Source organism: Bacillus hominis (genome assembly GCF_018332515.1).
GTDB classification, from domain to species: domain Bacteria; phylum Bacillota; class Bacilli; order Bacillales; family Bacillaceae_G; genus Bacillus_A; species Bacillus_A hominis.
This window is the reverse complement of sequence record NZ_BOQD01000147.1, coordinates 1-14,049: the sequence shown is the minus strand read 5'-3', so window position 1 is coordinate 14,049 and position 14,049 is coordinate 1. Positions and strand designations below refer to the sequence as shown.

Here is a 14,049-nt window from a genome sequence, read left to right as displayed (position 1 = left end):
GGGTTTATATGAAAGCTCGAATATTAGCATACATATTTATATTTTCTTTATATGTGGGTTTTGGTTCTTATTCCGTTTTTGCGCAGGATAACTTGTATGAAGAGATTCAAAAGCATGCAAAACAGTACGAGATTATGCCGCAAAATGCGATGATTGATAAGATTTGGAAGGCAACGCCTGGGTATAATGGAAAACAAGTGGATATAGAAGCGTCCTATAATAATATGAAGAAAATCAAGAAGTTTGATCAAAAACAACTTGAATTTAAGGAAGTATCACCAAGTGTTCACTTAGAAGATTTACCACCAGCTCCCATTTATCGAGGACATCCAAATAAAAAAATGGTGGGATTAACAATTAATGTTGCCTGGGGTAATGAGTATTTGCCACGTATACTAGAGATATTGAAAAAACATGATGTAAAGGCGACTTTCTTTTTAGAAGGGCGCTGGGTGAAAGAAAACTTACGATTGGCCAAAATGCTTGTCGATGCAAATCAAGAAGTAGGAAATCATTCTTACACACACCCTAATATGAAAACGCTGTCTACAGAGGAAATACGAGATCAATTACAAAAAACGAATCGAATGATAGAAGCAGCTACAAATCAGAAAGTGAGATGGTTTGCTCCGCCAAGCGGAAGCTTTCGGGATGAGGTAGTAAAAATAGCGGATGATTTCCAAATGGGGACGATTATGTGGACTGTAGATACAATTGATTGGAAGCGGCCAGAACCGGATGTGCTACTGCAGAGAGTAATGCGAAAAATACATCCAGGTGCTATTGTGCTAATGCATCCTACGTCATCTACAACAGAAGCGCTAGATACTATGATTAAAAATTTAAAGGAACAAGGATATAAAGTAGGGAATATTACAGAATTACTAGATGAAAAACGTGTGGATTAAATACATTTGCATGACATTCATCTCTAAACTTGTTATCATTAAATAATAGCAATTTTTTAGAGAAACTGGCATTAGGAGGAAAGTTTTTGATTAAAAAATATACTTGTAAAAATGGTGTAAGAATTGTTATGGAGAATATACCAACTGTACGCTCGGTTGCGATTGGTATATGGATCCATGCAGGTTCAAGAAATGAAAATGAAAAAAATAATGGGGTTTCGCACTTTTTGGAACATATGTTCTTTAAAGGGACAGAAACGCGAAGTGCAAGAGAGATTGCAGAATCATTTGATAGCATTGGTGGACAAGTAAATGCTTTTACTTCAAAAGAATATACATGCTACTATGCAAAAGTGTTAGATGAGCATGCTAAATACGCGTTAGATGTTTTAGCAGATATGTTCTTTAATTCAACATTTGATGAGGAAGAACTGAAAAAAGAGAAGAATGTTGTATGTGAAGAAATAAAAATGTACGAAGATGCGCCAGATGATATTGTGCACGATATGTTAACGAAAGCAACATATGAAACGCATCCGCTTGGATACCCTATTCTAGGAACAGAAGAAACGCTTGAAACATTTACAGGTGATACGTTACGTCAATATATAAAAGATCATTACACACCTGAAAATGTTGTTGTATCAATTGCAGGGAATATTGATGAAGCATTTTTACAAACTGTAGAGCAATATTTCGGTAGTTACGAAGGAACAACAAATCGTGAACAAGTACATAGCCCAATTTTCCATTTCAATAAAGTAGCACGTAAGAAGGAAACAGAACAAGCTCATTTATGTTTAGGATATAAAGGCTTACAAATGGGACACGAAGATATTTATAACTTAATTGTATTAAATAATGTTTTAGGCGGTAGTATGAGTAGCCGTTTATTCCAAGAAGTACGTGAGCAACGTGGATTGGCGTACTCAGTATTCTCGTATCACTCTTCTTATGAAGATACAGGGATGTTAACGCTTTATGGTGGGACAGGTAGCAAACAATTAGATACACTGTATGAAACAATGCAAGAAACGTTAAATACGTTGAAAAATACAGGTATTACAGAAAAAGAGCTTGTTAATAGTAAAGAACAATTAAAAGGAAACTTAATGTTAAGTTTAGAAAGTACGAATAGTCGTATGAGCCGTAATGGTAAAAACGAATTGCTTCTTCGTAAACATCGTTCTCTTGATGAAATTATTGAAAGTGTAAACACTGTAACAAAGCAAAATGTAGACGAGTTAATTCGCAATATGTTTACTGATGAATTCTCTGCGGCACTTATTAGTCCAGATGGAAAACTGCCAAAAGGAATGAAACTTTAATCGGTTTTGCAATTCATTCGCTTTCGGAAATAACCGTATCTCTTTTATATGAGATACGGTTATTTTTTTTATATATGCAGAATAGGTACTTATTATAGGGTAACCTTCATGAAAAGTAGGATAGGGGGAGATTTAATGCGTTTAAGTGAATTAAGTGGCAAAGAGATTGTGGATTTAGAAAGAGCAGAAAAAATGGGAGTTTTAGGTCATGCAGATTTAGAAATTGATGAGAGAGGTGGACAAATACAAGCACTTATTATACCTGCTGGGAAATGGGGCGGTTTTAAAAGAGAACAGCAAGAAGTGAGAGTAGAATGGAGCAAAATTAAGAAGGTCGGAAATGATATGATACTTTGCGATCTTACGAATCCTTCAAGATCGGAGTGAAAGATGACCATTTTGGTTGTCTTTTTTTTATCTTTATATAAAGTGAAGGCTTTTACGAGCAACCTGACTGCCTCTAACTTCTTTGTTGCAGCCGAATTTTGAGGTGGGAGTCTTACTCCTCGCAAATAGCGGGATAAAGAAGATAAATCACGTGTACTTTTTGTTTTTCAATCACCTCAAACTCGTACATTACATATGATGTGGAGGAAAAAGAAAAAGTAGGCATTTTTCTTATAAATGAAAGAAAAAGAAGGTGAATTAGGGAATGTTGACTGAGATGCATATTGCTGTCATAGGAGGAGATGCACGGCAGCTAGAAGTAATTCGCAAGCTAGTCGAACTGGACGCGAAACTTTCATTAATAGGGTTTGAACAGTTAGACCATGGCTTCACAGGGGCAGCAAAAGAAAGTATACAAGATTTAGATTTCACTACTTTAGATGCGATTATTTTACCGGTTGCAGGGACGAATGCCAAAGGAGAAGTAGATACTATTTTTTCAAATGAAAAAGTTTCCATAACGAAAGAACAAATTGAAAAGACGCCAGAAAACTTTACTATATATTCAGGCATTGGTACACCTTACTTGGAAAATCTCGTATCTACTACAAATCGAAAACTTGTAAAACTATTTGATCGTGATGATGTTGCAATCTATAATTCTATCCCAACTGTAGAAGGTACACTCATGATGGTTATTCAACATACTGATTATACAATTCATGGATCGAATGTAATGGTTTTAGGATTTGGTAGAACTGGTATGAGTGTTGCAAGAGCCTTTCAATCATTAGGAGCACATGTCAAAGTTGGAGCGAGACGTTCGGAACATATTGCTCGTATTACAGAAATGATGTTTTCTCCTTTTTATATGCAAGACATAGAGAAAGAAGTAGGCAATATCGATATTGTTATTAACACAATTCCACATCTCGTTGTAACTGCAAGTGTAATTTCGCGGATGCCAGCGCACACGTTAGTTATTGATTTAGCTTCTAAGCCAGGTGGCACGGATTTTCGCTATGCGGAGAAGCGTGGAGTGAAGGCACTATTAGCACCCGGTCTTCCTGGGATTGTTGCACCGAAAACAGCAGGACAAATATTAGCGAATGTTCTTTCTCAGTTATTAATAGCAGATGCAATCGCAAAGGAGGAGGATGAGAAATGAGTTTGAAGGGGAAACGAATTGGTTTCGGATTTACAGGTTCACATTGTACGTATGAAGAAGTTATGCCACATTTAGAGAAGTTAATTGCAGAAGGTGCAGAAGTACGTCCCGTTGTTTCTTATACTGTCCAATCAACAAATACTAGATTTGGCGAAGGGGAAGAATGGATTAAAAAGATCGAAGAAATAACAGGGTTTAAAGCAATTAATTCAATTGTCGGAGCAGAACCACTCGGACCGAAAATCCCACTAGATTGCATGGTAATTGCTCCTTTAACTGGAAATTCGATGAGTAAATTTGCGAATGCGATGACAGACTCTCCAGTATTAATGGCAGCAAAAGCAACGCTTAGAAATGGAAAGCCTGTTGTGTTAGCTGTTTCGACGAATGATGCGTTGGGGTTAAACGGGATAAATCTCATGCGCCTAATGGCGACAAAAAACATCTACTTCGTACCATTTGGCCAAGACGCACCAGAGAAAAAACCGAACTCAATGGTAGCTCGTATGGAGCTGCTTGAAGATACAGTATTAGAAGCATTACAAGGGAAACAATTACAACCTGTTGTTGTAGAAAAATTCAGATATATGAATTAAAAAACGAAAAAAAACGGACAATTTTTGATGAAACCATCATTCTTACTGTAGAATATGATAAAATTAACGTTATTAAGATTAGAAGGGGCATTGTAAGCTCCTTCTAATTCTAAGTTTATAGAAGGATTGGTATCTAGAAAGGGGCATAGTGATGGAAAAGCAAAAAACTTTTCATGTCGCTGTAGTTGGAGCAACCGGCGCAGTTGGTGAACAAATGTTAAATACTTTAGAGAAACGAGAATTTCCAATTGGGAAGTTAACGTTACTTTCATCTAAACGATCTGCAGGTAAGAAACTTGTATTTAAAGGCGAAGAATTTACAGTTCAAGAGGCAACTCCTGAAATTTTTGAAGGAGTAGATATTGCACTATTTAGTGCTGGTGGATCTGTATCGAAACAATTAGCGCCAGAAGCAGCAAAGCGCGGTGCAATTGTTGTTGATAATACAAGTGCATTCCGTATGACAGAAAACGTGCCACTTGTTGTACCTGAAGTAAATGAAAATGATTTAAAAGAACATAATGGTATTATTGCGAATCCAAACTGTTCTACAATTCAAATGGTAGTAGCTCTTGAGCCAGTTCGCCAGCAATATGGTTTAAAACGAGTAATCGTTTCCACATATCAAGCTGTATCAGGTGCTGGTGCGGCAGCTATTGAAGAACTTCATGAACAATCACAAGCAATCTTAAATGGTGAAGAAGTAAAGGCGAATGTTTTACCTGTATCAGGTGACGAAAAGCATTTCCAAATCGCTTTTAATGCTATTCCACAGATTGATAAATTCCAAGATAATGGATTTACATTTGAAGAAATGAAAATGATTAATGAAACGAAAAAAATTATGCATATGCCTGAATTAGAAGTAGCTGCGACATGTGTACGTTTACCAGTTGTATCAGGTCATTCTGAGTCTGTGTACATTGAAGTAGATAAAGAAGGCGTAACAGTAGAAGAAATGAAAAACTTACTTGCAAATGCAGAAGGTATTGTACTGCAAGATAATCCAGCAGAGCAGTTATATCCAATGCCAGCTACTGCAGTAGGTAAAAACGAAGTATTCGTTGGAAGAATCCGTAAAGATTTAAATAATGATAAAGGATTCCATCTTTGGGTCGTATCTGATAACTTATTAAAAGGCGCTGCATGGAATTCTGTTCAAATTGCAGAGCGCTTAGTAAAATTACAATTAGTGTAAACGGCTAAGAGAAGGTGCAAAATATGAAAATTATTGTTCAAAAATTTGGTGGTACATCAGTACGTGATGACAATGGGCGTAAGCATGCGCTTCACCATATAAAAAAATCGTTAGCTGCTGGTTATAAAGTAGTTACTGTCGTATCAGCAATGGGCCGTAAAGGTGAACCGTATGCAACTGATACGTTATTAAGTCTTGTAAATCAAGAGGAATCTAATATTTCTAAACGTGAGCAAGATTTATTGTTATCATGCGGAGAATTAATCTCAGCGATTGTTTTCTCTAACATGTTGAATGAGAATGGTATAAAAGCAGCAGCATTAAATGGTGCACAAGCTGGTTTTGTAACGAATGGTGATTTTACGAATGCTAAGATTATTGAAATGAATTGCGATCGTATACATGAAGAGTTAGAAAATGTAGATGTTATCGTCGTTACTGGATTCCAAGGGCAAACGAAAAATGGAGATACGACAACACTTGGCCGCGGAGGTAGTGATACTTCAGCTTCAGCATTAGGTGTTGCGCTTCATGCTGAATATATCGATATCTTCACAGATGTTGAAGGTGTTATGACTGCGGATCCTCGTATCGTAAAAGATGCGCGTCATCTTCAAACTGTAACATATAACGAGATTTGTAACATGGCTTATCAAGGTGCGAAAGTTGTTCATCCGCGTGCGGTTGAAATCGCGATGCATGCAAAAGTACCACTTCGTGTACGTTCTACGTATTCTGATAGTGAAGGTACGCTTATTGCGGCATATGATGGTGCCACAAAAGGGCAGGATGTAGAAGAACGTCCTGTTACAGGGATTGCCCATGTGTCAAACGTAACGCAAATTAAAGTGCTTGCAAAAGAAACTGCATATGATTTACAACAACATGTGTTTAAAGAAATGGCTAATGAAGGGATTAGTGTGGACTTAATTAACATTTCTCCTACCGGTGTAGCTTACACAGTAAATGATAGTGTATCAGCGCGTGCAGTTGAAGTCTTAAAGCAACTTGGATATGATCCAGCTGTGACAGAGCATTGTGCGAAAGTTTCTATCGTTGGTGCTGGAATGGCAGGTATTCCAGGGGTTACAGCGAAAATTGTCACAGCTTTAGCGGAAAAAGGTATTCAAATTCTGCAATCAGCAGATAGTCATACGACAATTTGGGTTCTTGTAAAAGAAGCCGATTTAGTGGAGGCTGTGAATGCATTACATAGTGCATTTGAGCTTTCAAAAGAAAAGCAACTGGAACAATAAGGAGTGAGATCATGATAGATTTTGGGACAATTGCAACCGCGATGGTAACACCGTTTGATAAAAACGGTAATATCGATTTTGCAAAGACAACGAAATTGGTAAATTATTTAATTGATAACGGTACAACAGCAATCGTGGTAGGAGGAACGACTGGAGAATCTCCTACATTAACATCAGAAGAAAAAGTAGCGTTATATCGCCATGTCGTATCTGTTGTCGATAAAAGGGTGCCCGTAATCGCTGGAACAGGTAGCAATAATACGCATGCTTCTGTTGATTTAACAAAAAAGGCAACTGAAGTTGGTGTTGATGCAGTTATGCTAGTGGCACCGTATTATAACAAACCGAGTCAAGAAGGGATGTACCAGCACTTTAAAACAATCGCTGAAAGCACTCCGCTTCCGGTAATGCTATATAATGTTCCAGGACGATCTATTGTACAAATCTCCGTTGATACAGTTGTTCGTTTAGCAGAAATAGAAAACATTGTTGCGATTAAAGATGCAGGCGGCGATGTATTAACAATGACAGAAATCATTGAAAAAACAACGGACGACTTTGCAGTATACAGCGGTGATGATGGTTTAACATTACCAGCTATGGCAATTGGAGCAAAAGGTATTGTTTCTGTAGCATCTCATGTTATCGGGAATGAAATGCAAGAAATGATTGCTGCATTCCAAGCTGGAGAGTTCAAAAAAGCGCAGAAATTACATCAATTACTAGTAAAAGTAACGGATGCACTATTTATGGCGCCAAGCCCAACACCAGTAAAAACAGCATTACAAATGGTTGGATTAGATGTAGGTTCTGTACGTTTGCCACTTCTTCCATTAACGGAAGAAGAAAGAGTAACGTTACAATCTGTAATGCAATCTATTCCTCGTTAATAAAAATGACCTAGTGTGAAACTAGGTCATTTTTATTTTGACTAACTATATGTAAGTGGTGAAAATTAGCTATAGTTAATGCTGTAATAAGAAGGGGATGGCAGAGTGTAGGATTAGTTAGAAACTGAGTACAGAGATAAGGTTTTTTAGTGAATATCGTTTCATGTTTATGTAAAGAATTTACATGAATATTTTTCCATTAAACTCTTATTACGTAGGAAAAATAGTGAGTATGATATGAAGATACCCCCCGAAAATTACAGCCTCACTTTAGCGTCTTCTCTTGTCTTTCGCATAATTTAACTTGTGTTCTATTTCTTGTATCAGTTATAATATGGCTAAGTAGCTTAGTACGGGTATGCTTAGCAAAATTGGGAAAAATTATGATTCAATGAAATTTTCATATCATATCGAATAAGATATTTGATTTATATAATGAAAGAGAGGTGAAACCTGGTTTAAAAAATTAACAAGGACATGATATCGCATAACGGTAAGGACATTCGTCTTGGACGGTGAATATATGGTGGTTGCAGAGTTTCCCCTGGTGTCTCTGCAATTTTAGTGAAATCAGTGTTTGCAAGATTTTTAAACCAGGCAACAACATGAAGAGAAAAGAGAATGAGTCTGTTAAAGTATTTGCTCTTGGCGGAGTAGGTGAAATTGGAAAAAACATGTACTGTGTTGAAATTGATTCTGAAATCTTTATTGTAGATGCAGGATTGATGTTCCCAGGAGATGAAATGTTTGGGATTGATATTGTTATTCCTGACATTACATATTTAGTAGAAAATCAAGAGCGAGTAAAAGGACTATTTATTACCCATGGTCATGAAGATCATATTGGTGGAATTGTTTATGTGCTTCGTAAATTATCTATTCCAGTATATGCGACGAAATTAACGGTAGGACTTATACAAGAAAAGCTTGGCGAAGCAGGAATGTTAGGTCGTGTAGACTTAAAAACAATTGACTCGAATTCAACAGTAGAGTTTAATTCAACAACTGTATCATTCTTCGGGACGACACATAGTATTCCGGATTCTGTGGGTGTTTGTTTCCATACATCAAAAGGTGCTGTAGTATATACCGGAGACTTTAAATTTGATCAAACTCCAATCGGAAATAGTGGAGCTGATCTTGGGAAAATGGCGCAAATTGGAAATGAAGGCGTACTTTGCTTGTTATCTGATAGTACAAACGCTGAACGTCCTGGTTATACAGGTTCGGAAAAAGAAGTTGGTATAGAGATTTCTAAAATATTCTATAGTTCAGAAGGACGTATTATTGTTGCTTCATTTGCCTCCAATGTACATCGTATTCAACAAGTGTTTGATGCAGCTGCTGAAACTGGAAGGAAGGTAGCGGTAGTAGGACGTAGCATGGTGAAAGTGGTAGATATTGCAAGACGTCTTGGTTATTTAGATGTTCCAGAAGGTATGGTTATTTCATTACAAGAAATAGACAATTTCCCGGAAAAAAAGGTAGCTATTTTAACGACTGGTAGTCAAGGGGAACCGATGGCAGCCCTTTCTAGAATGGCGAAGCAGGCTCATAAACAAATTTCAATTCGTAAAGGTGATACTGTTATTATTGCAGCTTCTCCAATTCCAGGAAATGAAATATCTGTATCAAAAATTATTGACTTGTTATTTAGATCTGGGGCTGAGGTTATTTATTACGGTGAAAGAAAAGTTCACGTTTCAGGTCACGGTAGCCAAGAAGAATTAAAGCTGATGATAAATTTAATGAAGCCGAAGTATTTTGTACCCGTACATGGTGAGTTCCGTATGCAAAAAGCACATGCATATTTAGCGGAAGATGTAGGTATTACGAGAGAGAATATCTTTATCGTAGAAAAAGGTGATGTAATTGCTTTTGGTGACGATGAAGCAAAATTAGCTGGTAAAGTGCAAGCTGGCAATGTTTTAATTGATGGATTAGGTGTAGGTGACGTCGGTAACATCGTTCTTCGAGATAGAAAGATGTTATCTCAAGATGGAATTTTAGTTGTTGTTGTAACACTAGGTAAGGATGAAAAGAAAATAATCTCTGGTCCAGAAATTATTTCACGCGGCTTTGTATATGTTCGTGAATCAGAAGCATTGATCGAACGATCCACAGATATTGTACGTATGATTGTTGAACAATCAATTAAAGAGTATACAATTGAATGGTCTATGTTGAAACAAAATATTCGTGAATTATTAGGGCAGTTCTTGTACGAAGAAACGAAGAGAAAGCCAATGATTTTACCGATTATTATGGAAGTATAAAGAAGGTCACCTTTACAGGTGATCTTTTTCTTTTTTAACCCTATCGAATGAAATTTATAACTTAAGAAATAATAGTTATATACGAGTGAAAGGGGATACGATATGACAGAACGTGATCGTTATACAAATGAAGAAAAAGAAGCTGAGCCGAAGGAAGTTCCAAAAGAAGCTTCTATAGTGGAGAAAATTCAACAACTTGGACAGACGAATGTACCACAAATGAATGAATCGCGTATTCATTGCTTAACAATTGTTGGGCAGGTAGAAGGTCATATTCAGTTGCCACCACAAAATAAAACAACAAAATATGAACACATCATTCCGCAAATTGTCGCGATTGAACAAAATCCAAAAATTGAAGGTTTACTGTTAATATTAAATACAGTTGGAGGTGACGTTGAAGCTGGGTTAGCGATTTCTGAAATGGTGGCTTCGCTTTCAAAACCAACTGTATCTCTTGTTTTAGGAGGAGGGCATTCAATCGGTGTACCGATTGCGGTCTCAACTGATTATTCATTTATTGCCGAAACAGCGACGATGACAATTCATCCGATTCGTTTAACAGGTCTTGTTATAGGTGTGCCGCAAACATTTGAGTATTTGGATAAAATGCAAGAAAGAGTCATTCGATTTGTGACAAAGCATTCGAAAGTAACGGAAGATCGTTTTAAAGAGCTTATGTTTGCAAAAGGGAATTTGACGCGAGATATTGGGACGAATGTAATAGGTGGAGACGCAGTGAAGTATGGTCTTATAGATGGTGTCGGTGGTATTGGTAGCGCACTTCGAAAATTAAACGAATTAATTGATGAACGCACGGACAATCATGCAGAAGGGACAATATTACAATGATTTTATATACAATTATGCCAGAGCAACTTGTGTATCCGGCCGATTATTCACAATGCGAAAGCCAAAAAGTTGTGAATATAAATGGCGTGGAATTAGTGGTTTCTGAGGAGGATAATCAATGTTACTCTATTGTACGTGTATTAAGTACGAATCCGTCTCACTACCTAGAGTTTGAGCCTGGACAGAAAATTACCTTTTAGCAAAAAGAAGGATTTTGTTTAGGAGCTATGGTATAATATAAAAAACAAGACGGTTGAGCAGCCATGAGTAGGCTGCTTTCTTCTGTTTATTTAACATTTTACAAGAAGTGTAAAAATAGAAGATATAAAGACCTGAAAAATAGAGAGAAAGACATATAAGTAGAGCTTTTTACAAGGAAGTTGTACTTAATTTTTAGAACACGAGGTGAAGAAATGGCAAAACAAAAGCAAAGAGGGACGAAGGCAAAGGCAAGACGTACGATAAAGCCAACTTTGTATTATGAAATCGTCGGGTTGACTCTTTTTGCACTTTCGATTATTACGATTTTACAGCTAGGTGTTGTAGGGAAATCGTTTGTGTTATTTTTTCGCTTCTTCTTTGGTGAGTGGTACATAATTGGTGTGTTAGGTGTAATAGCTTTATCTGTTGCATTTGTAATAAAGCGTGGATGGCCAAACCTTTTAAATAAACGGCTAATAGGTGTTTATTTAATTGTACTAGCAATATTAATGTTTAGTCATATTACATTATTTAACCTTCTTACGAAAGATGGAGCTGTGCAAAATACTTCTGTAATTGTTAGTACAAAAGATTACTTCTTCCTTGAAATGAAAAAGGGCCCGGATAGTGTTCATTTAGGTGGTGGTATGTTTGGTGCACTGATGTTCGCAACATGCTACTTCTTATTTGACGAAGTAGGAGCATATATCATTGGAATTATTTTAGTTATTCTTGGAATACTTTGTATAACAAATAAGCATATTGGAGAAGTACTTGCTCCAGTAGGGAGAATTCTTAGAAGTCAATTTCAAGTCATGCAAGGGGATTATAAAGATTGGAAATCTCAAAGGGTTGCCGAGCAAACTGAAAAGAAAAAAACAACAAGAAGCAAGAGGCGTGAACGTGTTGCTGAACAAGAAGAAGCTATTGAGCCGGTAGAAGAAATAGAAATTGGTCCACCAATTATTTCAAATTTTACTGAGAATTATCCAGTAAGTGAAGAGACGGAAAAGCAGATAGAAGAAAATGATTTAATCACTCCTCCGTTTATTGAAGAGGCAGTTCCGCCTACGCCAGAAGAACAACCTCAAAAGAAACGAGGAGAAAAAATTGTTGAATCGCTAGAAGGTGAAACGAAAGCACCTCCTATGCAATTTTCTAATGTGGAAAATAAAGATTATAAGCTTCCTTCGCTTGATATATTAAAGTTTCCCCAAAATAAGCAAGTTACAAATGAAAATGCGGAAATTTATGAAAATGCTCGTAAATTGGAACGTACATTCCAAAGTTTTGGTGTGAAAGCGAAAGTAACAAAAGTACATAGAGGTCCTGCGGTTACGAAATATGAAGTGTATCCTGATATGGGAGTAAAGGTAAGTAAAATTGTTAGTTTAAGTGATGATTTAGCGCTTGCTTTAGCAGCGAAAGACATTCGTATTGAAGCACCTATTCCTGGGAAATCAGCTGTAGGGATTGAGGTTCCAAATTCAGAAGTTTCTATGGTAACGCTGAGAGAAGTTCTTGATTCAAAGGCGAATAACCACCCAGAAGAGAAGTTATTAATTGGTCTTGGACGTGATATTACAGGAGAGGCTGTATTGGCACGTTTAAATAAAATGCCCCATTTATTAGTAGCTGGTGCGACTGGTAGTGGGAAGAGTGTATGTATTAATGGAATAATCGTTAGTATTTTAATGCGTGCGAAACCACATGAAGTAAAATTAATGATGATTGACCCGAAAATGGTAGAGTTAAATGTATATAACGGTGTTCCGCATTTATTAACACCGGTTGTAACTGATCCGAAAAAGGCGTCACAGGCTTTGAAAAAAGTTGTGAGTGAAATGGAGCGTCGCTATGAATTGTTCGCGCATAGCGGTACGCGTAATATTGAAGGGTATAACGATCATATTAAAGAACATAATAGTCAATCAGAAGCGAAACAACCTGAATTGCCGTATATAGTAGTAATTGTGGACGAGTTAGCTGATTTAATGATGGTTGCTTCTTCTGATGTAGAAGATGCAATTATGCGTTTAGCGCAAATGGCACGTGCTGCTGGTATTCATTTAATTATTGCGACTCAGCGCCCATCAGTTGATGTTATTACGGGTGTTATTAAAGCGAATATTCCATCGCGTATTGCATTTGCTGTATCTTCCCAAACAGACTCTCGAACGATTCTTGACGGTGGTGGTGCAGAGAAGTTGTTAGGTCGTGGAGATATGTTGTTCATACCAATTGGTGCATCGAAACCTGTTCGTGTACAAGGGGCGTTTTTATCAGATGATGAAGTTGAGAGAGTCGTAGAATCTGTTATTGCGCAGCAAAAAGCACAATATCAAGAGGATATGATTCCACAAGATGTTCCTGAAACAAAGCAGGAAGTAGAAGATGAATTATACGATGAAGCGGTTCAGCTTGTAGTAGAAATGCAAACAGCGTCTGTTTCTATGTTACAACGTAGATTTAGAGTAGGATATACGCGAGCAGCTCGTTTAATTGATGCCATGGAAATGAATGGTGTAGTAGGTCCTTATGAAGGTAGTAAACCAAGGGGAGTACTCATTAAAGATGTGCAAGAAAAAAGTTCTTAAAAAAAAGCCTAATTGTTTTTACAATTAGGCTTTTTTATATGCTGTTTTTGTTATATACTATAGTCACTAGAAAAGAAAGTGCTTACATAACAGGTAGCTCTTTAGAATACGAATGCTTATCGTTTTGTTTTTCGAAACGTTCGATATTTAATGTAGAAAAATGTTGAATTCTGTTGACACATATGGGAGCAAGTGGTAAGATTACTTCGAAAAGAATCACTGCCTCATATAATCTTGGAAATAAGGTCCATAAGTTTCTACCTGGCAACCATGAATTGCTAGACTATGAGGGGAAAAGTGTGTAACAAAGGATGTAAGGAATCTTTGTGCCGAACTTTTTCTCTACATGAGAAATGTTTATGGTGCAAAGTTTTTTTTATGGAATAAAGAGT

12 protein-coding genes and 1 riboswitch are annotated in these 14,049 nt (G+C 36.9%); all 12 genes read left to right on the top strand.

Annotated features, from left to right (window positions below; genetic code table 11):
• The first annotated feature begins 8 nt into the window (after nucleotides 1-8).
• The 12 genes from KI356_RS15450 to KI356_RS15395 all read left to right on the top strand — a co-directional run bounded on the left by KI356_RS15450 (nucleotide 9) and on the right by KI356_RS15395 (nucleotide 13,657).
• Nucleotides 9-908 (top strand): polysaccharide deacetylase family protein, encoded by a 900-nt coding sequence (locus tag KI356_RS15450; protein ID WP_128281206.1) that lies wholly within the window; start codon nucleotides 9-11, stop codon nucleotides 906-908.
• A gap of 86 nt (nucleotides 909-994) precedes the next feature.
• The gene (locus tag KI356_RS15445) at nucleotides 995-2,236 is read left to right on the top strand and encodes a M16 family metallopeptidase (RefSeq protein WP_212935833.1); all 1,242 of its coding nucleotides are present in this window, start codon (nucleotides 995-997) and stop codon (nucleotides 2,234-2,236) included.
• Nucleotides 2,237-2,371: 135 nt separating this feature from the next.
• Nucleotides 2,372-2,623 carry a YlmC/YmxH family sporulation protein gene (locus KI356_RS15440; protein ID WP_128281208.1) on the top strand — a complete coding sequence of 84 codons (252 nt, stop codon included), beginning with the start codon at nucleotides 2,372-2,374 and terminating at the stop codon, nucleotides 2,621-2,623.
• Nucleotides 2,624-2,888: 265 nt separating this feature from the next.
• Nucleotides 2,889-3,791, top strand: coding sequence for a dipicolinic acid synthetase subunit A (dpaA, locus tag KI356_RS15435; protein ID WP_128281209.1), 903 nt, complete (start codon nucleotides 2,889-2,891; stop codon nucleotides 3,789-3,791).
• On the top strand, nucleotides 3,788-4,387 hold the full coding sequence (dpaB, locus tag KI356_RS15430; RefSeq protein ID WP_212935832.1) for a dipicolinate synthase subunit B: 600 nt from the start codon (nucleotides 3,788-3,790) through the stop codon (nucleotides 4,385-4,387). Before dpaA ends, dpaB begins: the two co-directional genes overlap by 4 nt.
• A 151-nt stretch (nucleotides 4,388-4,538) precedes the next feature.
• Nucleotides 4,539-5,585, top strand: a complete 1,047-nt coding sequence (asd, locus tag KI356_RS15425; protein WP_002121729.1) for an aspartate-semialdehyde dehydrogenase — start codon at nucleotides 4,539-4,541, stop codon at nucleotides 5,583-5,585.
• Between the two features lie 23 nt (nucleotides 5,586-5,608).
• Nucleotides 5,609-6,841: an aspartate kinase gene (dapG, locus tag KI356_RS15420; protein ID WP_105585429.1), complete on the top strand. Its 1,233-nt coding sequence runs from the start codon at nucleotides 5,609-5,611 to the stop codon at nucleotides 6,839-6,841.
• A gap of 11 nt (nucleotides 6,842-6,852) precedes the next feature.
• Entirely contained in the window at nucleotides 6,853-7,731 is an 879-nt protein-coding gene (gene dapA, locus KI356_RS15415; RefSeq protein WP_128281248.1) for a 4-hydroxy-tetrahydrodipicolinate synthase, read from the top strand.
• Between the two features lie 605 nt (nucleotides 7,732-8,336).
• Nucleotides 8,337-10,007, top strand: coding sequence for a ribonuclease J (locus KI356_RS15410; RefSeq protein ID WP_002121721.1), 1,671 nt, complete (start codon nucleotides 8,337-8,339; stop codon nucleotides 10,005-10,007).
• Nucleotides 10,008-10,109: 102 nt separating this feature from the next.
• On the top strand, nucleotides 10,110-10,859 hold the full coding sequence (gene tepA, locus KI356_RS15405; protein WP_212935831.1) for a translocation-enhancing protein TepA: 750 nt from the start codon (nucleotides 10,110-10,112) through the stop codon (nucleotides 10,857-10,859).
• The gene (locus KI356_RS15400) at nucleotides 10,856-11,059 is read left to right on the top strand and encodes a YlzJ-like family protein (protein WP_002088064.1); all 204 of its coding nucleotides are present in this window, start codon (nucleotides 10,856-10,858) and stop codon (nucleotides 11,057-11,059) included. The genes tepA and KI356_RS15400 overlap by 4 nt, the downstream gene beginning before the upstream one ends.
• A gap of 213 nt (nucleotides 11,060-11,272) precedes the next feature.
• The gene (locus KI356_RS15395; RefSeq protein WP_002121712.1) at nucleotides 11,273-13,657 is read left to right on the top strand and encodes a DNA translocase FtsK; all 2,385 of its coding nucleotides are present in this window, start codon (nucleotides 11,273-11,275) and stop codon (nucleotides 13,655-13,657) included.
• 204 nt (nucleotides 13,658-13,861) lie between these two features.
• Nucleotides 13,862-13,963: riboswitch (purine riboswitch) on the top strand.
• The last annotated feature ends 86 nt before the right edge of the window (nucleotides 13,964-14,049 follow it).